Source organism: Allochromatium tepidum (assembly GCF_018409545.1).
Classification (GTDB): Bacteria; Pseudomonadota; Gammaproteobacteria; order Chromatiales; family Chromatiaceae; genus Thermochromatium; species Thermochromatium tepidum_A.
The window spans coordinates 1,538,013-1,563,436 of sequence record NZ_AP024563.1 but is presented as its reverse complement, the minus strand read 5'-3'; the positions used below and the strand labels follow the sequence as shown (position 1 = coordinate 1,563,436).

Here is a 25,424-nt window from a genome sequence, read left to right as displayed (position 1 = left end):
GCTCGTCCGTTGTCAGACGCAGCCGGTCGGCTTGGGCAGGCCGGCGAAACGGCACGCCTGCTTGGCCGGACCATAGGGGAAGAGGCCGTAGAGATACTTGCTGTTGCCCTTGTCCTTGCCGAGCTTCTTGCCGACGGCCTTGGTCAGGACGCGCACGGCGGGAGCGATCTGATACTCCTCGTAGTACTCGCGCAGGAAGTTGATGATGTCCCAGTGCTCGTCGGTCAGCTCCAGGTTGTCCTGCTTGGCCATGACCTTGGCGACTTCCGGTTCCCAATCGTTCAGATTGACCAGATAGCCTTCTTCATCCACGGCCAGTTGCTTGCCATTGACATCGATCGTATCCGCCATTGGGGGATGCTCCTCTGTTGGGTTCGTTCAGAAATTGAAAACTTACAACCAGGCCTGGACGGTGTCGCACTCGGTCGTCAGATCGACGAAGCCGGCGTAGTCCACGACGCTGATCCCTGGGATGACGCGCTCATCACTAAAGCCCCGGGCCTTGAGGTCGGGGCCGAGCACGTACAGTTTGAGCTTGCCGAGCGCCGCCGTCACCTGGGACTCGACGCTGGTTCCCGCGAGCGCGGCATAGATGCCGTCCTCGAACAGCAGGACGCTCGCACCCTCGGTGGCAAACTTCAGGCAGGATTCTAGCGAATTGCGCTCGAAGGGTGACTTGTTGACGGTATGCAGAATGCTCATTTCACCCTCCCTTTAGAAGCTGAAGATCGCGTCGGACTCATTCATCAGCGCGCTGACGCGGGCTGAGTCGATGACCTCGACGATGTTGTCGAACTCTTCCTCGGTCTCCATGTCCTCGTAGGCGATCTCGACCAGATCGTCCTGAGTCAGTCCGCGCGCTTCCAGCGAGGCGCGGTCGACATAGATGCGGCGCACCTCGTAGTCGCCCAGGGTGCGGTAGGTCGGGGAGAAGTTCTTCATCCCGATGCCCTTGGTGTCCTGGCCCTTGGTGAGCTGGTAGACCCCGTCGTCGAGGAACATGACACACACGTCCTGATCGAAGGCCGCGCCGATGAGCACGACTTCCAGGGCTTCCCACGCATAGATGGTGCCGTAGGGCGCCTTGCGATTGAGGTACATGAATTTCTTCACGACTTCCGACATGCCGGCACTCCTTAATCAGTCACCGAAGACGACGAGACGGTCGGCCTGGATCGCCGCCTCGACCAGTTGCCCGAGTCCGGAGATCCGGAATCTGGGATGGATGTTGGTCGCGTCCTTGCCGTTGCGGGTCATCTCGCCTTCGTCGACGATGCCGCGACGCTGGGCGGCGGCGACACAGACGACCATGTCCAGATCGTACTGCTCGGCCAGCTCGGCCCAGCGGTTGACGATGTGACGGTCGTCTTGCGGCGGTGTGGTCAGACGGGTCGAGTTGTTGACGCCGTCGTGATAGAAGAAGACCCGGAAGATCTCGTGCCCCTTCTCCAGCGCGGCCTTGGCGAACTGATAGGCCGAGTCGGACGCCTGATGCTGATACGGCCCCTCATTGATCTGAAGCGCGAACTTCATGTAGACCTCATGGATGTCCAAATCAGGTCATCGCGATACCGGGTCGGACAGGCGCGAAACGCGCGTCCGACCCGAGGCGATGGATTATCGTTCGATCAGAAGCGGATGTAGGACGAGCTGTTGAAGCTCGCGCGCGCGCCGCGCCAGGTATCGATGTGATACTTGGTGAAGGGCAGCTCGACTTCCTCGAAGAAGCGCGGCCAGCCGATGCGCTCGATCCACTCGCCGATGCGCTCCCAGTCCTTCGCGCCTTCCTTGTAGGCCTTCAGGATGCGCTTGACGATAGCCGTGGCTTCCGGCCAGCGTGGCGGGTTGTTCGGGATGCCGGCGGCGACCAGCTTCTGGAAGGTCGGCTTGCCGCGCGCGTTGGAGTGGTTGCCGCCGACCCAGATGGCCAGCTTGGAGTGCTCGGCGTCGTTGATCTGCATCGGCGGACAGGGCGGATAGCAGGCGCCGCAGCAGATGCACTTGCGCTCGTCGACTTCGAGCGACGGCTTGCCGTTGACCATCGCCGGACGGATGGCCGCCACCGGGCAGCGCGCCACGACCGAGGGCCGTTCGCAGACGTTGGCGACCAGATCATGATTGATCTTCGGCGGCTTGGTGTGCTGGACGTTGATCGCGATGTCACCCTGACCGCCGCAGTTGATCTGGCAGCAGGAGGTGGTGATGTGCACGCGGTTGGGCATGCGGGCGTTGCGGAACTCGTCGATGAGCTCGTCCATCATCGACTTGACCACGCCCGAGGCATCGGTGCCGGGGATGTCGCAGTGCAGCCAGCCCTGGGTGTGCGAGATCATGGCCACCGAGTTCTGAGTGCCGCCGACGACGAAGCCGGCGCCCTCCAGGGCGTCGATCAGCGGCTGGACCTTGGACTCGTCGCTGACCAGATACTCGATGTTCGAGCGGATGGTGAAGTGGACATAGCCGTCGGCGAACTCGTCACCGATGTCGCACAGCTTGCGCAGTGTGAAGACGTCGAGGATGCGCTGGGTGCCGGCCTTGACCGTCCAGATCTTGTCGCCGCTGTAGGCCACATGCAGCAGCACGCCCGGACGCGGATGCTCGTGATACTTCCACATGCCGAAATTCTTGCGCATCACCGGATGCATGTACTGCCAGGGGTCCGGACAGCCGGACTCGATGGGCTCACGCATTTCCGCCATGGACTGATCCTCCAGTGTTTCGATTCTTGGGGAGTACGATGGGGTCGGCGCCGCTCAGCGACCGGCCTCGGCCTGACGCGCGAACCATTTTTCGGCCGCCTCGTCCCAGCCATCCATGCGGATGTAGGAACTCTGGCGCGGGTGGCTCAGCATGTTCGGGTCCGGCTCGATGCCGATGCCTTCCAGGAAGTTGGCCAGACCGATGCGCTCGATCATCTCGCCGCAACGCTCGTGCTCCAGACCGTTCTCGGCCCAGAAGTCGATGATGGTCTCGGCCAGCTCGACCAGCGACTCGTAGTCTTCCTCGGTCTCCAGCTTCTTGAAGGGCACGACCACGGTGCCCATCAGGTCGCCGATCTTGAGGGTGCGCTTGCCGCCGATCAGGATGGTGACGCCCTTGTCGTCGCCGGGATGCAGCGCCTTGGGCATGACGTTCAGACAGTGCATGCAGCGCACGCAGTCGCGGTTGTTGACGTTGAGCGTATCGTCGTCGTTGAGCGACAGCGCCTTGGTCGGGCAACGGGTGATGACGTTGTCGATGTAGTACTGACGGCCCTTGTCGGCGATGTAATTCTTGACCTCGGCCTGATCGACCTTCATGTCGTCGCGCCAGGTGCCGAGAACGGCGAAGTCCGAGCGCTCGATGGCGTTCTGGCAGTCGTTGGGACAGCCGGAGACTTTGAATTTGAACTTGTAGGGCAGCGCCGGACGGTGCACATCGTCGGTGAAGTTGTTGACCAGCAGCCGATGAGCCTTGAGCTCATTGGTGCAGGACATCTCGCAGCGCGCCGCGCCGACACAGGACATGGCGGTGCGCACGCAGGGACCGGCACCGCCCAGATCCCAGCCGTACTCGTTGATCTCGTCGAAGAAGGGCTGGGTGTTCTCGGTGGTGGCGCCGATGAACATGATGTTGCCGGTCTGACCGTGGAAAGTCACCAGACCCGAGCCGTACTTCTCCCAACTGTCGGCCAACTGACGCAGCATGGCGGTGGTGTAGTGGTTGCCCGCCGGCGGCTGGACGCGCAGGGTGTGGAATTCCTTGGAGCTGGGGAAGACCTTGCCGACCTCGGAGAAGCGCGGAATGATGCCGCCGCCATAACCGAACACCGAGACCGTGCCGCCCTTCCAGTAGCCCTTGCGGGTCTCGTAGGAGTGTTCGAGCTGACCGAGCAGGTCGTTGGTCACGGCATTGATGCGCGCGTCCGGGTGCTGGTCGCGCAGACGCTTGATACCGGAGATGAAGCTGGGCCAGGGACCGGTCTCGAGCTGGTCGAGCATCGGGGTCGCGTGCTTGTCGATAGCCATTGCGCGGTCTCTCCTATCGATATAACCAGGAACGGATATGGTTTTGGGCGCGTGCCTGGAGCCGCCGCCGGCAGGGCAGCGGAACCATGCATCGCGTCGGATCTGTGTGTGGAGCCGGTGGTACCGACACGCTCAGTGGGCGCATCGAGCCGGACCATCAACCCCATCGGCGTTCGCTAATGTACCCATGAATGGGATGGACGCCCATTCCACGATCGGGGGGATACCCCCCTCTGACATCTATCCCCTTCGAGATATACACCGGCACCTGGTGTCCGCCTCGGGCGATCCGGCGCGGCGGCTGGATTTCCGAAAAATCCTACAGGTCGGCACGCCGGTAAGTCAATAAACTCTAATATTAACGTTTTCTAAAGTTTTGATGTCGCCGGAGCACACCCCCGGAGGCGCGGCGGCGTGCGAAGGGTGCGGACGTGGTTGTTTTCGGGTTTGGACGCCTGCACATTCTCCGACATACAGGTCTCGGGCGGCCCCCGCCCGCCCAGAGCCGACACGGGCGGATACCGACGATGGCGGCGCATTCCGAACCCCTCGATCCACACGGACACACAGATGCTCAAGCTCAGCGAAATCCTGGTTGCCAACCAAGACATCGAATCCTTCGACGAACTCATCCCGCTCATCCAGGCCGTGGCGCGCTCCGGCGAGCGGTTCTTCCGCATGGACGTCAAGCCGCCCTATCCGGACACGCCGGAGAACTGGGAGGACCGACTCGAGGCCGCCTTCAGCGGTCTGCTGCGCTGAATTCCAAGATCCACCGACCAGCAGGATTTTTCGAGACATGAACACCATGAAGTCATTCGACCCCTTCGCCATCCGCCTGCCGGATACCGCCGCCGATTCCGTCTTCAACTCCGGCAGTGAATTCGCGGCATTGGAGTCGCATCTTCAGGTGCTCAAGGAACGGCTCACGGCCATCGAGCATGGCAGCGGTTCGGCGCACGAGCTGGCCGATCTGCGTTTGCAGGTCGCGCGGACCCTGGTCGGTCTGGAGCGCGGCGCGGAAGCCTGGCCGCTGGCGCGCGCGGCCTTCGATCACTTCATCGAGTGGGATCAGTTCGAGTCGGCGGCCGATGCCTGTGACGTGCTGTTCCAGTCCGAGCAGCCCGGCGCCGTCGCCGCGCTCGGTCAGGGGATCTGGCTGGCCGTCACCTGCCCCATCGATCCCGAGCTGACCATCGAGCTGCTCAACCATGTGATCGATGAGACGCCGGACGACGCCGATGGCGCGGCCGTGGCGGCGACCACGGCGCTGTTCCTGGCCGATGTGCGCGCCGAGGGGCGTCATCGCGAGGATCTGATGTTCTTCACCACCCAGTTGCTCGGCACGGTGGCGCGCCGGCACAGTCGCATCGAGACGGCCGAGCAGCTCGATCACTGGATGGAGCGGTTGGAACTGAAGGAGCCGGAGAAGTTTTTGGTGCGGCTACGCAATGTCGTCGACGTGCTGGTGCAGGACGACTGGTGGTTCGACCGCGAGGCGCTTCAGCGGCGTCTGCCCTATTGATCCATGACCCGACCCCAAGGATTCCGAGACCGACCGATGTTCTGGAACGAAGACGACCCGACCGACGTCCCCAAACTGCCGGACGACATCATCGATCTGCTGTTTGCGATCGACTGCAAATCCCTGCCGGTCGATCACGCCTATGCGCTGTCGAGTGCCGTGCGCGCCCTGGTGCCCTGGTTCGATGACGAGCCGCGTCTGGGAGTGCATACCATCCATGTCGCCGGATCGCAGAACGGCTGGGAGCGGCCCGAACACTCGCCCGAGGCGCTGATCATGGTCTCGCGCCGCACCAAGCTGACGATTCGCGTCCCGAGTACGCGGGCGGACGATCTGGTTGCGCGGCTCCAGGGACGGCGGATCGATGTGAGCGGTCAGCCGTTGACGATCGGCGCCGCCAAGCCGAAGCCGCTGAGTCAGGAGACGACCATCTTTGCACGCTATCTCGCAGCGGATTCGAGCCGCGATGCCGAGGCGTTCGCCGACGAAACACGCTTTCTCGAAGCCGCCGCGCGTGCTCTGAGTGCGCTCGACATCCGGGTGCGCAAGGCGCTCTGCGGCAAGGCCACGACCCTGCATACGCCCTCCGGCCCGATCCACACCCGCGCCCTGATGCTCGCCGGACTCACGCGCGAGGAGTCGATCCGGCTCCAGCGCGAGGGACTCGGGCCGCATCGCGCGCTCGGTTGCGGCCTCTTCATCCCGCACAAGGGTATAGATCCGGTCAAGAGTCCCACCTGAGTCGCGGATGCAGCCACAGTTGCCGGCGTGCTGGTCTATCTGCCGGATATCGAAAAACCGGAGCAGGATCCGCCTCAATCACACGGGATGTAATGATCGATCCCGAGTCTGGCCAAACTATATCTGAACGCCAGCGGGGTCATACCGAACGCGCGAGCGGTCGCCTGGTTCCAGTGCGCCTGATCGAGCGCCACCCGCGCCGGCCCCGTGGATTCGAGCACGCCCGGGCGTTCATTGGCGGGCAGATAGAGATCCTCGACCTCGATGCGCTCGCCCTCGCACAGCGCCACGGCGCGCTCCAGAATGTTTTCGAGTTCGCGCACATTGCCGGGGAAGGCATAGCGCACGAGCGCCGCGATAGCCTCTTCGGAGAGCCTCGGATCGACCGCCGTCGGCTCGCCCGCCCCCCCAACCGTCCGAGCGAGTCTGCGCAGGATATGGGCCGCCAGCGGGCGGATATCCTCGGGACGCTCGCGCAACGCGGGCAGACGCAGTTCGATGACATTGATTCGATAGAAGAGATCCTGCCGAAAGCGCCCCTTCTCGACCTCCCGGGCGAGATCACGATGACTGGCGCTGATGAGCCGCACATCGACCGGAACCTCACGCGCGGCCCCGACCGGACGCACGCACTTCTCCTGGATGGCGCGCAACAGCTTGACCTGCGCCGGAAGGGGCAGATCGGCCAGCTCGTCGAGAAAGAGCGTCCCGCCGCCGGCGGCCTGGAACAGTCCGTCCTTGTCGGCCACCGCGCCGGTGAAACTGCCCTTCTTGTGCCCGAACAGCTCGCTTTCGACCAGATCGTGCGGGATGGCCCCACAGTTGACCGGCACGAAGGGACCATCGCGACGTGGTCCCAGCGCATGGATCAGACGTGCCGCCAGTTCCTTGCCGGTGCCGCTCTCGCCGGTGATGAAGACCGGCGCCTGAGTGCGGGCGAGCTTGGCGATCAGGGTACGAATCTGCTGCATCGCGGGCGAGTCGCCGAGCAGGGGCTGGTCGGTCTCGACAGACTCCGGTTCCCCAGCCGGTGCGGCACGCCGACGCAGCCTGAGCGCCGATTCGACGAGATTGCGCAAAGCGGCCAGATCGACCGGCTTGGCCACGAAATCGAAGGCCCCGGCCTTCATGGCGGCGACGGCCGATTCCATGTTGCCGTGTGCAGTGATCATGGCCACCGGCAGCTCGGGGTGATGGGCGTTGATGTGGTGCAGCAGATCGAGCCCGGTGCCGTCCGGCAGACTCAGATCGGTGAGACAGAGATCGGGCCGATGACGCTCCAGTTGAAGCTTGGCCTCGGCGACCGTCAGCGCAGTGACGGCCGACACGTCCATGCGCCCGAGCGTGATGCGGATCAGGTCGAGGATGTCGGCTTCGTCGTCGACGACGAGCGCTAGCGGCTTGGGCATATCGATTGACGGCGCTTGGTTGTCGGACGGTTTTCGATGTTTTGCGAACCTCGCTCACCGGTTCAACAGGTCTACATAAGCTCGATAGCTGTAGATCCGGTTCTTCTTCTGACCGGTGAGATCAGTCAAGATAGCATCGCGCAGCCGGGTGGTCGCTCGGCGGCCGCGATCAGGAGCGCGCGAAACGCCGCGAAGATACGGCGCATGGCGGCCGGCTTGTAGGGATAGAGTTCGATCGGGTCCATGTCATGCACCACCATGGCCGGGTCGACTTCGAAGATCAGCAGCCGTCCATCGGCGGTCTCGGCACAGTCGATCCCCAGATAGTCCAAGCCGAATGCGGCGTGGATGGTCGCCAGGGCTTGGGCATGACGCCGGGCGAAATCCCGCTCGAAGTCGGCCATGAATGCGGCTTCCTCGGCACGCTTGGCGGCGCTCTCGTCCATGCCGGCGTTGAGATAGTGGATCATCCAGTGATCCGAGACCCCCATGTGGACGGCAAAGGGCCGACCATCGATCAGGACGACGCGGAATTTGCGAAAGCGTCCATCGCGACTGCGATAGTCGACGAAGGGCGTGACGAAGAACACCTGACTCGACTGGCCGTCGAGGACAGCGAACAGCGCCTCCGGAGTATCGACCTTGGTCAGTCCCTGCCCGGCATGAGAATCGAGCGGGCGCACCAGCAACGGAAAGCCGGGTTCCGAACCGCCCCCCCCGCCCGCCGATGCCCGGAGCCGGTCGCGATCGAGACGCGCCGTGAGCGGAGCGACCAGTCCCGGCCGGCCCTGGAGCCGCCGACACGCCCGATCGCGCGCCACATCGAGAATGCAACGCGGATCGTTCAACACCGGACGCGGCCAGTTGCTCAGATGCGGTGCCCAGGTCTCGAGCAGCGGCCGATTGGCCTCCGATTCCCCGATCGCGACGAAGAGCAGATCATGCTCGGGGAGCTCGGCCGGATCCGGCACATCGGTCGACACATAGTAGAGATCGAGTTCGATGTCGCTGCCGGCGAGCAGGCATTCGACCGGCACATTGGCCATGATCGCGCCCGGCGCCATGAGCGCCAGCAGCCTGAGCCGTGCGGGCGACGTCCCGGCCGCAATCCGATACTGCCGCTGTTGCCCGAGCGCCTCGCGCTGGAGCCTCAGCCCTATCTCCGCATTGCCGAGACACTGCAGGACGATGGATGCATCCAGCAGCGCCGCGCTGTCGCTCGGATCGTCCGCCGCGCGCTGCAACAGCGACTGACCGAAGGGCGCCAGATCCTCGCCCGCCAGCGCGAGCCGCAACCATTTGGCGAGACCGAGAAAGGTCGACATGGCCGATTCAGCCTCCATGGCGCGCGAAGTCCACCATGAACCCGGCCAGCCGCTCGACGGCTTCGAGCGACATCCCATTGTAGATGGAGGCACGGATGCCGCCGAGCGAGCGGTGCCCCTTGAGTCCGCCGAATCCGGCCGACTCGGCCCGGCACAGGAAGTCCGCCTCGCGCTCGGGCGTCGATAGCCGGAAGACGACGTTCATCCGCGAGCGGTCCGCCGGATGCGCCCAGCCCTCGTAGACATCGGGATAACGGTCGATGATCCCATAGAGACACTCGGCCTTCCGGCGATTGAGCGCCTCCATGCGTTCCAGTCCGCCGATGTCTTCACGCAGCCAGCGCAGGACACGCGAGACCACATAGATGGCCAGGACCGGCGGCGTATTGTAGATCGAACGGGCCTGGAGATGGGCGCGATAGTCGAGGATCTCGGGGATTCCGGACGGCACCCGATCGAGCAGCGTGCGGCGGATGACGACCAGCGTCACCCCGGCCGGCCCCAGATTCTTCTGCGCATGGGCATAGATCAGATCGAAGCGCTCCGCATCGAAGGGGCGCGAGAGAAAGTCCGATGACATGTCGCAGACCCGCCTGACCCCGTCGAGTCCGGGAATGTGATGGAATTGCAACCCCTCGACCGTTTCATTGGAGACAGAGTGCAGATAGGCCGCCTCGGGCGAGCACTCCAGTTCGTCCGCCGTCGGCAGTCGGCGAAAGCCCGAGCCCTGACGCTCGCCATCCCAGAGCACCCGCACCTCCCCTTCCAGCCGCGCGGGCGGAATGGACTTGGCGCTCCAGTAGCCGGTTCGCAGATACTCGGCCACCCGTCCCGAACCGCGCAGCAGCAGCATAGGGATCATCGAGAACTGGAGCGTCGCCCCGCCCTGGAGCAAGAGCACGGCATGACTGTCGGGCAGATCCAGGAGCGCGCGGAGATCGCGCTCGGTCTGCTCGACAAGACCGGCGAACCAATCCGAGCGATGACTGATGCCCAGGATCGAGAGCCCGACCTCGGGCACGGCCTCGATCGCCTGCCGGGTCTCGGCCAGCACCACCGCCGGCAACGCGCCCGGTCCACCCGAGAAATTGAGCGCGTTGCGGTCGAAAGCGGTTTCAGGCGTCATGAGCTGTCCTGGGTCAGGGTGTCAGGCCGAACGCCGTTCCTCATCGGCGACCAACTCGCGGAAACTCCGGCGCAGCTTGGCGAGCTTCGGCGCGATGACGGCCTGACAATAGCCCTGGGTCGGATAGCGGCGATAGTAGTTCTGATGATACCCCTCGGCCGGATAGAATGTCGGTACGGGCTCGATCTGGGTGACGATGGGGTCCGGCCAGATCCGTCCGGCATTCAGGCGCGCGACCACGGCCTCGGCCAGGGTTCGCTGCTCGTCGTCGTGATGGAAGATGACCGATCGATACTGACTCCCGACATCCGCCCCCTGACGGTCGCGCGTGGTCGGATCGTGGGTGGCGAAGAAGACATTCAACAGGGTCTCGTAGTCGATCACCCGATCGTCGAACGCGATCCGGATCACCTCGGCATGCCCGGTCGTCCCGGTACAGACCTGCTGATAGGTCGGATTTGGGATCTGCCCTCCGGCATAGCCCGACTCGACCGACTCGACGCCCGCGAGCGCTTGAAAGACGGCTTCCAGACACCAGAAACAACCACCACCGAATGTCGCCTCGCGTATCGCCATGATCGACCTCCAATGTTTTCCATGAATCTCGAACGGCCCCTGAGTCTAGTAAGGACCGGAGTCGTCCAGATAGGGTCGCTCGTCGGCCCTGCCAAGTCTTGCGCTGACGCGCGATCTATGGCTGGAGCATCATGAGCGCCGAACGCATCCGGGTCCGGGGGCTGGTGCAGGGGGTCGGCTTCCGTCCGGCCGTCTGGCGGCTGGCCCATGAGCTGGGATTGCTCGGCGATGTGCGCAACGACGGCGAGGGCGTGCTGATCCGGCTCCAGCCGGCCGATCCGACCGAGACCGACGCCATCGAGCGTTTCTGCGCCCGGTTGCGTGCCGAATGCCCGCCGCTGGCGCGGATCGAGGCCATCGAGCGTACCCCATTGGACCCTCGGCTCGACACGACGACCTTCGCCATCCTCGGCAGCGACGGCGGCACCGTCCATACCGGCATCGTCGCCGACACCGCGACCTGTCCGTCCTGTCTGGCCGAGATCCGTGATCCGGCCGATCGGCGCTACCGCTATCCCTTCACCAACTGCACCCATTGCGGGCCGAGACTGAGCATCGTGCGCGGCATCCCTTACGACCGCGCGCGCACCAGCATGGCGGCCTTTCCGATGTGCGCGCGTTGCCGGGCCGAATACGAGGATCCGGCCGACCGGCGCTTCCATGCCCAGCCCAATGCCTGTCCGGACTGCGGTCCGCGCGCCTGGTTGGCCGACACCGAAGGGCGGGAGATCGAGCCGGCGGAGCTGGACGCGCGGGACGCAATCGACGCCGCCGGTCGTCTGCTGGCCGAGGGACGGATCCTGGCGATCAAGGGCATCGGCGGCTTCCATCTGGCGTGCGACGCCACGAACTCGGCGGCTGTCGAGACCCTGCGCCGACGCAAGCGGCGTTTCGCCAAGCCGTTCGCGCTGATGGCCCGTGATCCGGAGGTGATCCGGCGTCATGCGCGGCTGTCCGAGCCGGAGGCCGAATGGCTGGCGAGTCCGGCGGCGCCGATCCTGCTGCTCGAGCGCCGGTGCGACGCGGATCTCGCCCCCGGCATCGCGCCCGGTCAGTCCACGCTCGGCTTCATGCTCCCTTACAGCCCGCTGCATCATCTGCTGCTGGCCGACTGGGACCGTCCGCTGGTGATGACCAGCGGCAATCTCAGCGACGAGCCGCCGTGCATCGACAACGCCGACGCCCTCGCCCGTCTCTCCGGTCTCGCCGACTCGCTGCTGCTCCATGACCGCGACATCGTCAATCGGGTCGACGACTCGGTCTGGCGCGTCATGGACGCCCGCCCGCGCCCACTGCGGCGCGCGCGCGGCTATGCACCGGCGCCGATCCGGCTGCCGCCCGGCTTCGCGTCGACGGCGCCGATCCTGGCCCTGGGCGGTGAACTCAAGAACAGCTTTTGCCTGATCCGCGACGGCGAGGCCATCCTCTCGCAACATCTGGGCGACCTGGAGGAGGCGAGCACGGCGCGCGCGTATCGCGCCACACTCGGGCTCTATGGCGAACTCTTCCAGCATCGCCCCGAGATCCTGGCCGTCGACCGTCATCCCGACTATCACTCCACGCAGCTCGGGCGCGAATGGGCCGAGCGCGAGGGATTGACGCTGATCGAGGTCCAGCATCATCACGCCCATCTGGCCTCGGTGCTGGCCGACAACGACTGGCCGCTGGACGGTGGCGCGGTGCTCGGTATCCTGCTCGACGGTCTGGGGCTGGGTGAGGACGGAACGCTGTGGGGCGGCGAGTTCCTGCTGGGGGACTATCGGGGCGTTCGGCGGGTCGGACATCTGACGCCGGCGGCCATGCCGGGCGGTGTCCGGGCGATCCGCGAACCCTGGCGCAATCTGCTGGCCCGGCTGGAGGACGCCGGCGGCTGGGAGCACTGGCGCGCACGCCATCCCGATCTCGAGGTGATGCGGCGTCTGGAGGCCCAGCCGATCGGTCTGGCACGCAACCTGATCGCGCGCGGTCTGAACGCACCCCGCTCCAGCTCGGCCGGACGGCTGTTCGATGCCGTGGCGGCGGCACTCGGCCTGGGTGGCGAGACACTGAGTTACGAAGGACAGGCGGCGATCGAACTGGAGGCTCTGGCCTCGGGCGCGGCAAGTACCGAGTCGGGCTATGTCTTCGATCTCGACTGTTCGAACCGTCCCTGGCGTCTGGATCCGGCGCCGCTGTGGGACGCGCTCCTGTCCGATCTGGAGCATGATCTGCCACCGGCCTGCATCGCGGCGCGGTTCCACCTTGGTTTCGCCGCCGCCATCAGCGACATGGGCGCACGGCTGGCGCGGGATCTCGCTGTCGAGACCATCGCGCTATCAGGTGGGGTATTTCAGAACCGATTGCTGTTGGAGTCGGTCGTCGGCGGGCTACGCGATGCGGGACTGACGCCACTCGTCCATCGCCGGCTACCGGCCAACGACGGCGGATTGGCACTCGGTCAGGGATGTGTCGCGGCCGCGCTGACGCGCGACGCGGCCGGCGCTTGAGCCGGTCAGCCTTCGCCGTCCGGCGCGATCGTGTCGAGCACCTGACGACGCCCCTTGTCGTCCATGGCACGGAAAGCTTCGACGAGCCGGCGTTCCTCGGGACTGAGCGGACCACAGTCGTCGAGCATCAGCAGCCAGGCCGGCGTCACGTCACCGAAGGCCTCGGCCAGTTGGCAGGCGGCCTCCAGCCCCATGCGCCGGATCCCCTGCTCGTAGTTGCTGATCCTGGACTTGGAGAACCGGTCCTGGGTGCGCTTAGAGAGGTCGTTGAGCGACCACCCGCGCCGCATGCGTTCGGCGCGAAGCCGTTGTCCGATCCGTGCGGAGAGTTGGGCGAATTCTGCTTCCACTGTGCGATGACCCCGCTGTTTGTGTGTCCGACGTTTGATTGTGTTATTGCCCGACGTTTCGAGTGACTTTAGCAAATCCAGCGCGAATCGCCGGGTGCATTGGGCTATGATCAGGCCGGGTCAGGCGTCGTCTTCGCGCGCCTGACTCTTGAGTTCCAATCCAGACTGGGTGTCACATGTTAAGAGACTGGTCCGACGTCTACTCGATCGGCATCGCCGAGATCGACGAGCAACACCGCGGCTTCTTCGAGGCGGCTCACCGTTTGTACGACGACATCCTCGATCGCGAGGGTCGCAACGCCGTGGTCGAGGCGATCGCCTTCATGCGTGATTACGCCAACCGGCATTTCGAGACCGAGGAAGCCTTCATGCGCGAGCACGATTACCCCGGACTCAAGGATCACCTGCGCCAGCATGCGGCCTTCTTCCGCCGTCTCGACGAGCTGGAGAACGACCTCATGATCTTCGGCCCCAGCCAGGATCTCGCCGACCGTGCGCTCGACATCACCCAGGATTGGCTCATCGACCATATCGCCGATGAGGACATGCTGTATTCGCTGCATGTCAAGATGGGAGAGGCTCGGGTCACGACCTGAGGCTCCTGTCCGACACGAAGCGAGTCCATGCGCATCCGGTGGACAAGCATAGCGCAGTCCAGCCGGATTGTTTCAATCGAAACGGACCCTGGATACGGGCGGCGATCGACTTGGCCGCCCGCGGGTGTGCCTCGTCAGTACACCCGTTCCTTCGGCGGGAAGGACTCCACGGTCAGCGGCTTGGTGCGCACCGGCTTGTAGTCCATGCGGTCGCCGTCCTTGTAGTAGAGACTGTGCTTGAGCCAGACCTGATCGTCGCGCTCGGGATAGTCGGGGCGTGAGTGCGCGCCACGACTCTCCTGACGATGCAGGGCGGAGACGGCGATCGACAGACCCACATCGACCATGTTCTCCAGCTCCAGCGCCTCGATGCGCGCGGTGTTGAAGACCTTGGAGTGATCGGTCAGACGCACCTCGGGCAGCCGGTCGCGCAGCTCGCGCAGATGCTCGACGCCTTCGGACATGATCTCCTCGGTACGGAAGACGCCGGCGTGGTCCTCCATGCACTTGCGGAACTCGGCGCGCAGTTCCTGCACCGTCGTCCCCTGCCCCTTCTGCTCCCAGCGCGTCAGACGCGCCATGGCCTGATCCAGGCTCGCCGAGTCGGCGGCGCGCTGGTAGGGGTTCTCGCGTACGAAGTCGATGATGTCCTTGCCCGCCAGACGTCCGAACACCAGGATGTCGAGCAGCGAGTTGCCGCCGAGCCGGTTGGCGCCGTGCACCGAGGCACAGGCGCACTCGCCCGCCGCGTAGAGTCCGACCACGACTTCTTCGGAGCCGGTTCCGGCCGGCATGGCCACGCGCCCGAAGCGATCGGTCGGGATGCCGCCCATCGCATAGTGCGCGGTCGGGAACACCGGGATGGGTTCGACGACCGGATCACAGCCGGCGAAGATCTTGCTCGACTCGCGGATGCCCGGCAGACGCTTGGCGATGACCGACTCGCCGAGATGGTCGAGCTTGAGCATCACATAGTCGCCGTTCTCACCGCAGCCGCGTCCTTCCTTGACCTCGGTGACGATGGCGCGCGAGACCACGTCGCGGCTGGCCAGATCCTTGGCGCGCGGCGCATAGCGCTCCATGAAGCGCTCGCCATGTTTATTGACGAGATAGCCGCCCTCGCCGCGCGTACCCTCGGTGATGAGCATGCCCTTGCCGGCGATGCCGGTCGGATGGAACTGGAAGAACTCCATGTCCATCAGCGGGATGCCGGCGCGCAGGGCCATGGCGCAGCCGTCGCCGGTGTTGATGTGGGCGTTGGAGGTGGTGCGGAACACCTGACCGCAGCCGCCGGTCGCCAGCAGTGTGGCCTTGGACTCGATCAGCAGCGGCTCGCCGGTCTCGATCTCCAGCACCAGGGCGCCGCAGATGATCCCTTCGGCATCGCGCACCAGATCGATGGCGAAGAACTCGTCGAAGAAATGGGTGCGGGCGCGGATGTTCTGCTGATAGAGCGTATGCAGGATCGCGTGTCCGGTGCGGTCGGCCGCCGCACAGGTGCGCGCGGCCTGATCGCCGCCGAAGTTCTGGCTCTGGCCGCCGAAGGGGCGCTGATAGATCTTGCCGTTGTCCAGACGCGAGAAGGGCACGCCCGCGTGCTCCAGCTCATAGACGGTCGGAATGGCCTCGCGGCACATGAACTCGATGGCATCCTGATCGCCCAGATAGTCCGAGCCCTTGACGGTGTCGAACATGTGCCAGTGCCAGGAGTCGGGCAGCACGTTGGCGAGCGCCGCGTTCACGCCGCCCTGTGCGGCCACGGTGTGCGAGCGGGTCGGGAACACCTTGGAGACGACGGCCACGCGCAGATCCGCGCCGGCCAGTTGCAGCGCCGCGTTCAGGCCCGCGCCTCCGGCACCGATGATGAGGGCGTCGAAATGACGTGTTGGAAGACTCATACGGGACTCAACCCCCAATGCCGGCAGTGATGATCGCCTTCATGAACCAGAGTCCGGAGGCGACGATGATGAAGACGAACCAGGTCATGAGACCCACGCGCAGATTGGTGAGGCGCACATAATCGATCAGCACGTCGCGGATGCCGACCCAGGCATGGGCGAGCACCAGGGGCACACCGAGCATCAGCGCCATGGCGACCAGCGGATGCGCCACCCAGGCCACCAGTTCGGCATGGTCGGCGGGGGCGTCGAAGATGAATTTGAGCAGCAGATAGCCCGCGAGAAAGGACAGATAGATGGCCGTGGTGCGCTGCAACAGCCAGGCCATGAGTCCGGATGCTTGACGGCTCATGCGTTCAGTCTCCCAGCAGGAACGACAGGATGATGGACAGCACCAGCAGCACAGGCGCCGCATAGAGCGTGAGACGGGCGGTCTCGCGCGCGATCGGACGATCGAGGCCGACGCCATAGTCCAGGAACAGATGACGGATCCCGGCGACCAGATGATGGAACAGCGCCCAGAGGAGTCCGAGCAGCACCAGTTTGGTCGGCCAGGCATCCAGGACGGCGGCGGTCGCCGCGAAGCCCTCGGGGCCGGACAGGGCCTGATGGAACAGGATGGCGACGATCGGGATGGTGAGCACCATCAGCACACCGCTGACGCGATGGAGGATGGAGACGATACCTGAGAGCGGCAGCTTGATCCGCAACAGGTCGAGAAACACGGGTCTGGGAGTAGTCATCTTGGAAGGGATCCGGTCTTTTGTGCGGCGCAACAGAATATCGATTTGTCACCCGGTCCGGCAACTGCTATCACATCCGCAGCATGGCGCGTGCGGCACGGAGCATCGGCGTCGGCAGTCGCTGCTTGAGCCACATCAGCACCGGATAGGGCAGGAAGCGCACCAGCGCGCGCGGATGGACGGCACGCAGCAACCCGGAGACGCGGTTGACCTTGGACGACATCAGGAGGCGCACCGGGGGGGCGCTGTTGACCAGACTGCCCTGGCGCCAGCGGGTGATGGCGCCGCGCCGGGCGCCCGGACTCAGATGATAGGTCAGTGCCTCGCCGAGGCTCAGGGCCGGAGCGAAGGGCCGCAGGCGTCCGGTCGGGTCGGGCGAATAGGGGAAGTCGCCGATCTCGCGTGCGAGCAGCAGGCTCGGGCGCTCGACCAGGAATTCCAGGCGGCTGAAGTAATGGGGCATGAGGGCCATGATCTCGGCCGGTGTGAGCCACTGCCCGAGACGGTCGGTGAATGAATGGATGCCGGCGCGAAACTCGCTCAGACCCCAATCGCGGATCTCGGCGCCCTCGGCGTTGAGGATGGGGTGATGGACGCCGTCGCGCGCTTCGTAGCCCAGGGTGCTGCCGTGATCGGCGGCGGTGAAGCATTCGACGATCTCGCGCAGGGCGGTCGGATCGCGCCAGAACCGGCCGGGCTGGAAGGCGAAGGCGGTCTTGCGGTTGGTCGCGGCGCCGGCGCGTGCCTGGCCCATCAGGCCCCAGTAGAGGCCGTGCAGGCTGACTTGGCTGGACTCCTCGGCGTTCAGGATCGCGTGCAGCGAATCCTGGATGGTGCCGCTCCAGCCGACATCGACCAGACAGACCGCATCGCTTTCGGTCAGTCCTTCTTGGTCCAGATAGTCCAGCAGTCGGGCGCGCTCCAGGGCGGCCTGTTCGAGGACGAGCGCCTTGAGTTCGGGGTCCGAGACGAACAGCGTGCGCAGACGCCGCCGGGTGCGGGCATCGAGCGGTGTCTCGGGCGAATCCGTGAGACCCGTGGCCGCCTGGAGCCGCTCGATCAGGGTCTCGGGTCGGGCGCTCAGACGATGGGCGATGTCGATGAGCGACATCTCGCAGTGCGAGACCAGGATCCAATCGACCAGTGCCTCGTAATCCTGATCGACACAGCGATGACAGGCCAGACGCGAGACATGCAGATAGCGCGTCTCCAGATCCGCCGGCCCGAGCCGACGGGCGATGTCGAGCAGCACCTGTCCGTCGCGGGCGAGGAAATAGAGCCGGTCATGGCCCTGGGTGCGTGCGTGATCGATCACCCAATGCACGAAGGGCAGCAGCAGGGGCGCGGCATGGATGGCGCCCAAGCGCGCGCGGTCGGAGTCGAGCGTCAGACGGCTCTCGCGCAGAACGCCCGCCGAGACCTGCCAGCCGAAGTCGTCCTCGTTGGCGCCGAAGGCTTCGTCGGGCGTCAAATGACAGGCATCGAACAGCGTCACCTGACAGCCCTTCTCGCGCGGACGGCTGATGTCGCTGATCGGGTTGTCGCCGATGTGCCGGATCTCGGCGAGCGCCACGCCTTCCACCTCGGCCACATGCTCGAACAGCCGACCCGAAGCCTTGTTGAGCTTGATCTCAGATGAGAGATAGAGCGGCGCGGCCTCAAGCAGGAAGGGATCGATACCGTCGAGCAGTCGCTTCAGATCCTGACGGCGCAGATACATGTCCGAGATCAACACCACCCGTTCGCCACGCTCAGCCAACGCGCGGAACCGCGTCAGCATCTCGGGGACGCCATAGAGGAACTCGGCCTCGGCGGCCAGTTCGAGTTCCATCAGACGCTCGATGTCGGCGTCAGCGAGTCTATGCCGCCGACCGAGACAGGCGTGGATGTCGGCGAAGTCGATCTCCTCGACCTGATGCGCGGCCTGGGGATCGCGCTCGCGCGCCTCGATACGAGCGGCGTATTCGGCCGCCACGCGCTCGTGCGCGAAGTGCCGGCAGAGTTCAGGCGGCAGTCCCTGGGGATCGGCCAGCAGACGCCGTTGCAGATGGACGAAGACCCCGCGCGGCGTGCCGACCCGGCGGGTGATCAGGGTGTCGAAGATATCGAATGAATAGATCATCTGGACCGATGCCATTTCCAGGCATGTTCGATCGTCTCGGCCGGCTCGCGATAGCGCGGCTCCCAACCGAGCAGACGCCGCGCCTTGTCGGCATCGGCATAGAGTACCGGCGGATCGCCCGGACGGCGCGGGCCGATCTCACGCGGAACCGGACGGCCGGTGACATGCTCGACGGCGGCGATGACCTCCAGCACCGAAGCGCCCTGCCCCGTCCCGAGATTGAAGGCGCCGCTCGCTTCGCCCGCGCGCAGATGGGCGAGACTCTTGACATGGGCCTCGGCCAGATCGGCGACATGGATATAGTCGCGGATACAGCTCCCGTCCGGGGTCGGATAGTCGTCGCCGAAGACCTGGAGTTGCGGTCCGCGCCCGGCGGCGGCCTGGAGCGCCAGCGGGATCAGATGGGTCTCGGGATCGTGATCCTCGCCGATCTCGCCCTCGGGATCGGCGCCGGCGGCATTGAAATAGCGCAGCGCGATCCAGCCCAGACCATGCGCCTGCTCGAAGTCGGCCAGTATCCGCTCGACCATCAGCTTGGAGGCGCCATAGGGATTGATCGGACGCTGCGGATGGTCCTCGGTGATCGGGGTCCGGTCCGGGACGCCATAGGTCGCGCAGGTGCTCGAAAAGACGATGTGCGGGATGGCGTGATCGCGCATGGCTTCGAGCAGCGTCAGGGTGCCGGCGACATTGTTGCGGTAGTAACGCCCCGGATCGCGCACCGACTCGCCGACATAGGCATAGGCGGCGAAATGGATCACCGCCTCGGGCCGATGGCGCGCGATGACCGCGTCCAGACAGGTGCGGTCGCTGATGTCGCCGATCTCCAGCGGTCCCCAGCGCACCGCCCATTCATGGCCATAGACCAGATTGTCGAGCGTGATCGGCCGGTAGCCCGCGCGTGCCAGCGCCTTGCAGGTGTGGCTGCCGATGTAGCCCGCGCCGCCCGTGACCAGGACCGGGATCATGCCAGCCCCCGGCTCAGCAGACCCTCGAAATAGAAGATGGTCTGCTTGAGTCCTTCGTCGAGCGGCACGCGCGGCTCCCAACCGAGCAGTTCACGCGCGCGCGTGATGTCGGGCTGGCGCTGAGTCGGGTCGTCCTGCGGCAACGGCCGGTAGACGAGTTCGGACCTGGACCCCGTGAGTTCGCGGATACGCTCGGCCAGTTGGCGCATGCTCAGTTCGATCGGATTGCCCAGATTGATCGGCCCCGTGATCTCGGCCGGGCTGGCCATGAGCCGCACGAACCCCTCGATCATGTCGTCGACGAAGCAGAAGGAGCGCGTCTGCGAACCGTCGCCATAGAGGGTGATCGGCTCGCCCTTGAGTGCCTGGACGATGAAGTTCGACACCACCCGCCCGTCGTTCGGATGCATCCCCGGACCATAGGTGTTGAAGATGCGCGCGACCTTGATCTCGAGCCGGTGCTGACGGTGATAGTCGAAGAACAGGGTCTCGGCGCAGCGCTTGCCCTCGTCGTAACAGGCGCGCGGGCCGATGGGGTTGACGCGGCCCCAATAGGTCTCGGTCTGCGGATGACACTCGGGATCGCCATAGACCTCGCTGGTCGAGGCTTGCATGATCCGCGCCTTGGTGCGCTTGGCCAGACCCAGCATGTTGATGGCGCCATGCACGCTGGTCTTGGTGGTCTGCACCGGGTCGAACTGATAATGAATGGGCGAGGCTGGACAGGCGAGGTTGTAGATCTCGTCGACCTCGACATAGAGCGGAAAGGTGATGTCGTGGCGCATCAGTTCGAAGTGCGGATGGCCGAGCAACTGGCTGACGTTGTCCTTGGTCGCGGTGTAGAAGTTGTCGACGCAGATGACCTCGCAATCCTCGGCGACCAGCCGCGCGCACAGCCGGCTGCCGAGAAACCCGGCCCCGCCGGTGACCAGGACACGTTTGTGTAATGTCTTCATGAGGGTTCGATTATCTTTAAAGATTCGATCGGGACGCCGACTCGCCCACGCCGAGCGTGTCGAGTCGCGGATAACAGAGCATCACCATGTCCGCGACCGGCGATTGCAGATCCAGACGCCTGAAGCTGAAGTAATAGCCCAGATCCAGCGATTCCAGCCAGGGCTTGATCTCCAGAAAGTCCTTGGGATGGTGATAGACGCTGACGATGAGCGCCGGGCGATGGCGGCGGAGGGTTTCGACCGCGCCGAGCAGGGCCTCCTTCTCCAGTCCCTCGATGTCGAGCTTGATGAGCACCGGGCGCAGCTCATGGCGCGCGACCAGGGCGTCGATGGTATCGAACTCACACCGCACCCGGCTCTCGCCGCCGTGCGTGGCCTCGTCGCGGAAGTCGGCGAGCAGGCTGGTGCCCTGATCGGGGAAGTCGTCGGCGCCGTGATGATGCATCTCGAAGTGACCGCGATGGTCGTGCAGCCCCTGGGGTTCGGGGATGATCCGACCCTGGAGGCCGAAGCGTCCGACGTTCTCGCTCAGCCGCCTGAAGTTGACCGGATCGGGTTCGAGCGCCAGCACCCGGCCGTTCGGACAGGCATCGGCGAGCTGCACCGCCGAGTCGCCGATGAAGGCCCCGCCGTCGATCACATCGCCCCCGGCGCGGATGCGGGCCCGGATGTCGCGCGGAAAGGCGTTCAGGCCATAGAGCGCCTCGAACACCTCGGCCGAGAGCCAGGGGTATTCGTCCAGGAACGCCTGATAACGCGCGGCGATCCGGGGCGCCGGACGGGTGTTCTGCCGGAAGCGCTCGGCCGGACGCCAGAGCAGATCCCTGTGCAGCAGGAAGCGGCTGTAGTCCCGGCATTCGGGCAGATACTGGTCATAGATGCGCACGAAGGTCTCGACCAGGGCGCGGTCGTTCTCGGACAGACCGCGCTGGAGTGTCGCCAGACGCTCGGGCATGTCGGCGTGATGCGTGCGCAGATAGTCGCGCCAGAAGTGGACCCAATAGGTCGCGACACTCTGATAGTTGGTCAGGACATCGGCGCAGCGCGGATCAGGGATCACACGCCGTCCCAGGACGCGATGCTTGATCGGCTGGACCCAGGGCAGACCGCCGACCCGAGTACGCAGCGCGCGCGCCTGGTCGCGCAGACGCGCACGCCCCGACGAGAGATAGCGCCGCGCCGTCAATTGCAGGGCCAGCGCCCGATGCGCACCCTGCCGATAGAGCGGCGAGGCGAAGACGCGCTCATAGAAGCGGATCGCCTCGGGGTCCAACAGATGCGGATACTCGCGCACGAAGCGCTCCTCGTCGGCCGAGAGTCCATCGAGGATGCCCCGATAGGCCAGATAACGGAATCGCGGCTCGATGTCGCGGGTCCAGAAGTATTGCAGACTCATCTTGTACTGCATGAAGTCCCGGAACACCGCCTCGTAGACGCCCTGCTCGCGAAAGAGCGCGATCCCCTCCTTGAAGATGCGGAAGATGTCGAGATGGTGGCGCCCGCGATGCCACATGATCGAACCGGCACGCATCCGGTACTTGTAGAGCTTTTCGGGCAGCAGCACGACCTTTTGGGCCGCCAGCAGCACCTGCCAGTGATAGACGTTGTCGTCGAACTGCAAGCCGTCCGGAAAGCGGAAGTCGTACCGGTTCAGGAAGTCCATCCGGAAGAACTTCGACCAGGTGTAGTGGTAGTGCAGGATCTCGAGCTTCTGCTCCAGCCGGGTCTTGGGTTCCAGGCTCCAGCCGTCGAAGTCGTAGTACCAGTTATCGAACTCGCGCTCGTCCTCGATCATCAGGTGCTGGAAGACGATGAAATCGGCCCCGGTACGCTCGATCTCCTCGACCAGACGCGAGACGGCGCCCGGACGCAGCAGGTCGTCCGAATCGACATGAAGCAGATAACGTCCCCGCACGTGCGCCAGGGCGGTGTTGCGCGTCGAGGCCAGTCCCCGGTTGGTCTGATCGACGATGCGGATGCGCGGATCGCGCCGCGCGTATTCGGCCAGGATCGCGGGCGACTCGTCGGTCGAACCGTCGTTGACGCAGATGATCTCCAGATCCGTGAAATCCTGCGTGACGATCGAGTCCAGACAGGCCCGCAGATAGGGGGCGACATTGTAGACGGGCAGCGCAATGCTGACGGTGGGAGAACCCATGAATGCCATGCTCCGCGGAAAGCTGTGATCCGGGCGTCAAGGGTCGCCCGGACCAGGTGGATCGTAAAGGGGTTTAGGGGCGTTCGCTCGCGCGTGCCGCCGAGAGATCGCGAATCAGACGCCGTCCGGTCGCGCGTTCCTGCTTGAAACGCCTGAGGTGCTTTCGCAGCGTGCGCGCCAATTTCAGGCTGTCGAGCATCGAGTGTTTGACGAGCACCTTGAGACCTTGTGAGAGCGGATGCAGTCTCAGGATCAGACGCGCCAGAGGCGGACTGCGCACCAGGCTGGCCTCGTACCACTCGGTCATGAGCCGTCGATCCTCATAGCGGCGCCGGAACGCATAGTCGAAGGCGTCGCGCACCCCAAAGGCCGGCGCCGACTCGCGCAGGGCCAGATCGCAATGATCGCCCGAATAGGGCACGCGGCCCAGCGTCTCGGCGATCAGACGCGGCGGCTTGTGCATGAGTTCGAACAGACGCGGCAGGACGGCGTCGAAATGCTCGGTCAGGAGCGGATAGCGTCCGGCCAGTCGCGCATACTCGGTCGCGAACCATTCGGCGCCGTCCAGGAATCCGGAGATGCCCCAGTCGCGCAGATGGCCGCCGTCGTCGCGTAATCTGGGCACGACCCGCCCATCCGTCCGGCGCTCGTAGCCGACCGTCTGACCATGATCGGCCTGCGCCAGCAGCTCGGTATGGAGCGCGACGATGTTGTCCTCGACATGGTTGGGCCGGATGGCATAGGCCGTCTTGCGATTGCGCGCGCTGGTGTAGTGCGAATAGTGGAAGAGCCCGAAATAGAAGCCGTGGATCTCGATATCAGGCTTGTGCGAAGCGGCGATCTTGTAGAGCGAGTCCTGACTGCCGCCCATCCAGCCGATGTCCACGGTTCCGACCGGGCCGGCGTCGAAGAACCCTTCCTGCTCCAGATAGGCGATGAGCAGATCGCGCGCGCGCCGAGCGTTGTCGAGGATCGCCTCGCGGATAGCCGGGATCTCGTCGAAGTGTTTGAGCAGCTCGAATGTGAGTGCTTCGGGAATCGAGGCGTCCAGATCGCTCAGGCGCGCGCGCAGTGCATCGGGCAAGAGGGCGTGCAGTTGCTCGCCGGTCATGTCGACACGCTCGGCGAGCATGGCGAGCGACAGCATGGGGATACGCTCGGCCAGCCAGCGATGCTCGCGCGGCGTGATCTCGAACACCGAGGGCAGACGGAAGGCACGTCTGGAGCCGTACAGATAGCGCAGATCCAGGTCGAGTCCGCGCTCACGCGCGATGGCGCGCGCGAGACGCAGGAAGATCATCCCATCGCGCGCGATGAAATAGAGCCGCCGGAGGCCGCGCTGCTGAGCCTGATCGAGTACGTCGCGGATAAAGCCGTAGAAAAGCGGACCGGCGAGTCCGGCCCCGATCAGGGCTTGCGAGGAGGCGTCCGGATGCAGGATTCGATAGGTCTTGGAGGCACCGGCCAGCAACTGGCAGAACAGGCTGTCCTCCTCGTGATAGGCCCACTCGATCTCGGACAACAGGGCGCCCTCGTAGAGTTCGGCCGAGATCCCCAGGGCGCGCGGCATCCGCCGGTCGGCGCGAACGTCGTGACCCAGATGGACCAGCTGGCCGGGCGCGATGCCTTCGGCCTGGAGGACATGCCCGAACAGCTCGCCCGAGCGCTTGGTCCGCCCCAGATCGGACGACACATAACACGGACAGCCGGCCAAACGCGCGTCGATGCCGGCCAGCAAGCCTTCGACCTCGGTGCCCGTGAAATCCGTGTCCGAGATCAGCACCACCCGCTCGCCCGCATCGAGCAGTCGGTGAACGCGCGCGATGTTCTCGGGGATGCCGATCAGGAGCTCGGCGGTGAGTTCCAGTTCGAGCCGCCGGATGGTCGCGATCAGTGCCGGATCGACCTCCGGATAACGCTGGGCGATACGCGCATAGATCGCGTCGAGACGCACCGCGACCGGCTCCTCGTCCTCCGTACCCAGCGGATAGCGCACCTGATAATCGGCCGTGGTGCGAACCTCCAGGAATTCTTCGATCAGGCGGGTCGGCAACCCGAGATCCTGTCGGACGTGCAGCTCGTGCCGCAACGCACAGAGCACGCCGCGCACGGTCGCCGTGCGGTAGGTCACGAGGGTATCGAAGACACCAAAGGAGAAGACCGTTTTCCGGGTCATGCCACATCCATCCTCGACCCCCCGCCGGCGCCACCAGATCAGACGCGGCGGGGATCAGCATTCGTTTTCTATTGAGATCCAGAACGCACGCCACGGAGTCCCGATCCCAGTGGTCGGTGCGTCGAAAATCGGCATCATAGCACCCCGGCCACCGGCTCACGGCACCGGATTGAGGTGATTTGGGTCATACTTGAGGAGTAGGATTACAGCATGGGTACGGTCGAGCGATCGTCCCTGTCATCGCCATTCCAGAAGGAGTCGC

Annotated in this window: 24 protein-coding genes; 5 read left to right on the top strand and 19 right to left on the bottom strand. The window is 64.9% G+C overall.

Translation table 11 applies throughout. The features are described from left to right. Window positions 1-12: 12 nt before the first annotated feature. The 6 genes from Atep_RS07560 to dsrA form a co-directional block, all read right to left on the bottom strand. Window positions 13-351 (bottom strand): TusE/DsrC/DsvC family sulfur relay protein, encoded by a 339-nt coding sequence (locus tag Atep_RS07560; protein ID WP_213381260.1) that lies wholly within the window; start codon window positions 349-351, stop codon window positions 13-15. Between the two features lie 42 nt (window positions 352-393). Beyond that, a complete protein-coding gene (gene tusB, locus Atep_RS07555) occupies window positions 394-702 on the bottom strand; it encodes a sulfurtransferase complex subunit TusB (protein WP_213381259.1) in 309 nt (102 codons plus the stop codon). Between the two features lie 12 nt (window positions 703-714). After that, a complete protein-coding gene (gene tusC, locus Atep_RS07550; protein WP_213381258.1) occupies window positions 715-1,125 on the bottom strand; it encodes a sulfurtransferase complex subunit TusC in 411 nt (136 codons plus the stop codon). Between the two features lie 15 nt (window positions 1,126-1,140). Continuing rightward, a complete protein-coding gene (gene tusD / locus Atep_RS07545; protein WP_200156838.1) occupies window positions 1,141-1,533 on the bottom strand; it encodes a sulfurtransferase complex subunit TusD in 393 nt (130 codons plus the stop codon). A 95-nt stretch (window positions 1,534-1,628) separates the two neighbouring features. Then, entirely contained in the window at window positions 1,629-2,699 is a 1,071-nt protein-coding gene (gene dsrB, locus Atep_RS07540; RefSeq protein WP_213381257.1) for a dissimilatory-type sulfite reductase subunit beta, read from the bottom strand. 54 nt (window positions 2,700-2,753) lie between these two features. After that, a complete protein-coding gene (gene dsrA / locus Atep_RS07535) occupies window positions 2,754-4,007 on the bottom strand; it encodes a dissimilatory-type sulfite reductase subunit alpha (RefSeq protein WP_213381256.1) in 1,254 nt (417 codons plus the stop codon). 570 nt (window positions 4,008-4,577) lie between these two features. Between dsrA and Atep_RS07530 the strand changes: the two genes are divergently transcribed. The 3 genes from Atep_RS07530 to cas6 are packed head-to-tail and all read left to right on the top strand — an operon-like array spanning window position 4,578 to window position 6,273. Further along, window positions 4,578-4,769: a sulfur relay protein DsrC gene (locus tag Atep_RS07530; protein WP_155448681.1), complete on the top strand. Its 192-nt coding sequence runs from the start codon at window positions 4,578-4,580 to the stop codon at window positions 4,767-4,769. Window positions 4,770-4,815: 46 nt separating this feature from the next. Then, window positions 4,816-5,532 carry a hypothetical protein gene (locus Atep_RS07525; protein WP_213381254.1) on the top strand — a complete coding sequence of 239 codons (717 nt, stop codon included), beginning with the start codon at window positions 4,816-4,818 and terminating at the stop codon, window positions 5,530-5,532. 36 nt (window positions 5,533-5,568) lie between these two features. Next, window positions 5,569-6,273 (top strand): type I-MYXAN CRISPR-associated protein Cas6/Cmx6, encoded by a 705-nt coding sequence (gene cas6 / locus Atep_RS07520; RefSeq protein ID WP_213381253.1) that lies wholly within the window; start codon window positions 5,569-5,571, stop codon window positions 6,271-6,273. A gap of 74 nt (window positions 6,274-6,347) precedes the next feature. On the opposite strand, the gene Atep_RS07515 is transcribed toward cas6, so the two are convergent. The 4 genes from Atep_RS07515 to msrA form a co-directional block, all read right to left on the bottom strand. Continuing rightward, window positions 6,348-7,682 carry a sigma-54-dependent transcriptional regulator gene (locus Atep_RS07515; RefSeq protein WP_213381251.1) on the bottom strand — a complete coding sequence of 445 codons (1,335 nt, stop codon included), beginning with the start codon at window positions 7,680-7,682 and terminating at the stop codon, window positions 6,348-6,350. A gap of 125 nt (window positions 7,683-7,807) precedes the next feature. Continuing rightward, a complete protein-coding gene (locus Atep_RS07510) occupies window positions 7,808-9,025 on the bottom strand; it encodes an ATP-grasp domain-containing protein (protein WP_236786618.1) in 1,218 nt (405 codons plus the stop codon). Next, a complete protein-coding gene (locus tag Atep_RS07505) occupies window positions 9,015-10,133 on the bottom strand; it encodes a phosphoserine transaminase (protein ID WP_213381246.1) in 1,119 nt (372 codons plus the stop codon). The genes Atep_RS07510 and Atep_RS07505 overlap by 11 nt, the downstream gene beginning before the upstream one ends. Before the next feature lie 21 nt (window positions 10,134-10,154). Further along, complete coding sequence (gene msrA / locus Atep_RS07500; protein ID WP_213381244.1) at window positions 10,155-10,709, bottom strand: peptide-methionine (S)-S-oxide reductase MsrA; 555 nt, start codon at window positions 10,707-10,709, stop codon at window positions 10,155-10,157. Window positions 10,710-10,840: 131 nt separating this feature from the next. Here msrA and hypF point away from each other — a divergent pair, with 131 nt between their 5' ends. Next, a complete protein-coding gene (gene hypF, locus Atep_RS07495) occupies window positions 10,841-13,195 on the top strand; it encodes a carbamoyltransferase HypF (RefSeq protein WP_213381239.1) in 2,355 nt (784 codons plus the stop codon). 5 nt (window positions 13,196-13,200) lie between these two features. Here the strand turns inward: hypF and Atep_RS07490 are convergent, their stop codons facing one another. Beyond that, complete coding sequence (locus Atep_RS07490) at window positions 13,201-13,545, bottom strand: helix-turn-helix domain-containing protein (RefSeq protein WP_213381238.1); 345 nt, start codon at window positions 13,543-13,545, stop codon at window positions 13,201-13,203. A gap of 176 nt (window positions 13,546-13,721) precedes the next feature. On the opposite strand from Atep_RS07490, the gene Atep_RS07485 reads away from it, so the two are divergent. Further along, complete coding sequence (locus Atep_RS07485; RefSeq protein ID WP_213381236.1) at window positions 13,722-14,141, top strand: bacteriohemerythrin; 420 nt, start codon at window positions 13,722-13,724, stop codon at window positions 14,139-14,141. A gap of 134 nt (window positions 14,142-14,275) precedes the next feature. On the opposite strand, the gene sdhA is transcribed toward Atep_RS07485, so the two are convergent. The 8 genes from sdhA to Atep_RS07445 form a co-directional block, all read right to left on the bottom strand. Further along, a complete protein-coding gene (sdhA, locus tag Atep_RS07480; RefSeq protein WP_213381234.1) occupies window positions 14,276-16,039 on the bottom strand; it encodes a succinate dehydrogenase flavoprotein subunit in 1,764 nt (587 codons plus the stop codon). Between the two features lie 7 nt (window positions 16,040-16,046). After that, a complete protein-coding gene (sdhD, locus tag Atep_RS07475) occupies window positions 16,047-16,391 on the bottom strand; it encodes a succinate dehydrogenase, hydrophobic membrane anchor protein (protein WP_213381232.1) in 345 nt (114 codons plus the stop codon). A 4-nt stretch (window positions 16,392-16,395) separates the two neighbouring features. Continuing rightward, entirely contained in the window at window positions 16,396-16,782 is a 387-nt protein-coding gene (sdhC, locus tag Atep_RS07470; protein WP_213381231.1) for a succinate dehydrogenase, cytochrome b556 subunit, read from the bottom strand. A 70-nt stretch (window positions 16,783-16,852) separates the two neighbouring features. Then, the gene (locus Atep_RS07465) at window positions 16,853-18,904 is read right to left on the bottom strand and encodes an HAD family hydrolase (protein ID WP_213381230.1); all 2,052 of its coding nucleotides are present in this window, start codon (window positions 18,902-18,904) and stop codon (window positions 16,853-16,855) included. Then, window positions 18,901-19,872, bottom strand: coding sequence for a UDP-glucose 4-epimerase GalE (gene galE, locus Atep_RS07460; protein WP_213381229.1), 972 nt, complete (start codon window positions 19,870-19,872; stop codon window positions 18,901-18,903). The genes Atep_RS07465 and galE overlap by 4 nt, the downstream gene beginning before the upstream one ends. After that, window positions 19,869-20,828 carry a UDP-glucuronic acid decarboxylase family protein gene (locus Atep_RS07455; protein ID WP_213381227.1) on the bottom strand — a complete coding sequence of 320 codons (960 nt, stop codon included), beginning with the start codon at window positions 20,826-20,828 and terminating at the stop codon, window positions 19,869-19,871. Before Atep_RS07455 ends, galE begins: the two co-directional genes overlap by 4 nt. Before the next feature lie 16 nt (window positions 20,829-20,844). Continuing rightward, on the bottom strand, window positions 20,845-22,986 hold the full coding sequence (locus tag Atep_RS07450; RefSeq protein WP_213381225.1) for an FkbM family methyltransferase: 2,142 nt from the start codon (window positions 22,984-22,986) through the stop codon (window positions 20,845-20,847). 73 nt (window positions 22,987-23,059) lie between these two features. Continuing rightward, complete coding sequence (locus tag Atep_RS07445; protein WP_213381223.1) at window positions 23,060-25,162, bottom strand: HAD family hydrolase; 2,103 nt, start codon at window positions 25,160-25,162, stop codon at window positions 23,060-23,062. Window positions 25,163-25,424 lie beyond the last annotated feature (262 nt).

Coding starts and splice junctions, on each gene's coding strand:
- Atep_RS07505 (WP_213381246.1), bottom strand. CDS start 10,133: ATGACGCCTGAAACCGCTTTCGACCGCAACGCGCTCAATTTCTCGGGT.
- Atep_RS07525 (WP_213381254.1), top strand. CDS start 4,816: ATGAAGTCATTCGACCCCTTCGCCATCCGCCTGCCGGATACCGCCGCC.
- Atep_RS07450 (WP_213381225.1), bottom strand. CDS start 22,986: ATGGGTTCTCCCACCGTCAGCATTGCGCTGCCCGTCTACAATGTCGCC.
- sdhD (WP_213381232.1), bottom strand. CDS start 16,391: ATGAGCCGTCAAGCATCCGGACTCATGGCCTGGCTGTTGCAGCGCACC.
- Atep_RS07530 (WP_155448681.1), top strand. CDS start 4,578: ATGCTCAAGCTCAGCGAAATCCTGGTTGCCAACCAAGACATCGAATCC.
- sdhA (WP_213381234.1), bottom strand. CDS start 16,039: ATGAGTCTTCCAACACGTCATTTCGACGCCCTCATCATCGGTGCCGGA.
- Atep_RS07510 (WP_236786618.1), bottom strand. CDS start 9,025: ATGGAGGCTGAATCGGCCATGTCGACCTTTCTCGGTCTCGCCAAATGG.
- Atep_RS07455 (WP_213381227.1), bottom strand. CDS start 20,828: ATGAAGACATTACACAAACGTGTCCTGGTCACCGGCGGGGCCGGGTTT.
- Atep_RS07445 (WP_213381223.1), bottom strand. CDS start 25,162: ATGACCCGGAAAACGGTCTTCTCCTTTGGTGTCTTCGATACCCTCGTG.
- tusD (WP_200156838.1), bottom strand. CDS start 1,533: ATGAAGTTCGCGCTTCAGATCAATGAGGGGCCGTATCAGCATCAGGCG.
- sdhC (WP_213381231.1), bottom strand. CDS start 16,782: ATGACTACTCCCAGACCCGTGTTTCTCGACCTGTTGCGGATCAAGCTG.
- hypF (WP_213381239.1), top strand. CDS start 10,841: ATGAGCGCCGAACGCATCCGGGTCCGGGGGCTGGTGCAGGGGGTCGGC.
- tusB (WP_213381259.1), bottom strand. CDS start 702: ATGAGCATTCTGCATACCGTCAACAAGTCACCCTTCGAGCGCAATTCG.
- Atep_RS07485 (WP_213381236.1), top strand. CDS start 13,722: ATGTTAAGAGACTGGTCCGACGTCTACTCGATCGGCATCGCCGAGATC.
- cas6 (WP_213381253.1), top strand. CDS start 5,569: ATGTTCTGGAACGAAGACGACCCGACCGACGTCCCCAAACTGCCGGAC.
- dsrB (WP_213381257.1), bottom strand. CDS start 2,699: ATGGCGGAAATGCGTGAGCCCATCGAGTCCGGCTGTCCGGACCCCTGG.
- dsrA (WP_213381256.1), bottom strand. CDS start 4,007: ATGGCTATCGACAAGCACGCGACCCCGATGCTCGACCAGCTCGAGACC.
- Atep_RS07560 (WP_213381260.1), bottom strand. CDS start 351: ATGGCGGATACGATCGATGTCAATGGCAAGCAACTGGCCGTGGATGAA.
- Atep_RS07465 (WP_213381230.1), bottom strand. CDS start 18,904: ATGATCTATTCATTCGATATCTTCGACACCCTGATCACCCGCCGGGTC.
- msrA (WP_213381244.1), bottom strand. CDS start 10,709: ATGGCGATACGCGAGGCGACATTCGGTGGTGGTTGTTTCTGGTGTCTG.
- Atep_RS07515 (WP_213381251.1), bottom strand. CDS start 7,682: ATGCCCAAGCCGCTAGCGCTCGTCGTCGACGACGAAGCCGACATCCTC.
- galE (WP_213381229.1), bottom strand. CDS start 19,872: ATGATCCCGGTCCTGGTCACGGGCGGCGCGGGCTACATCGGCAGCCAC.
- tusC (WP_213381258.1), bottom strand. CDS start 1,125: ATGTCGGAAGTCGTGAAGAAATTCATGTACCTCAATCGCAAGGCGCCC.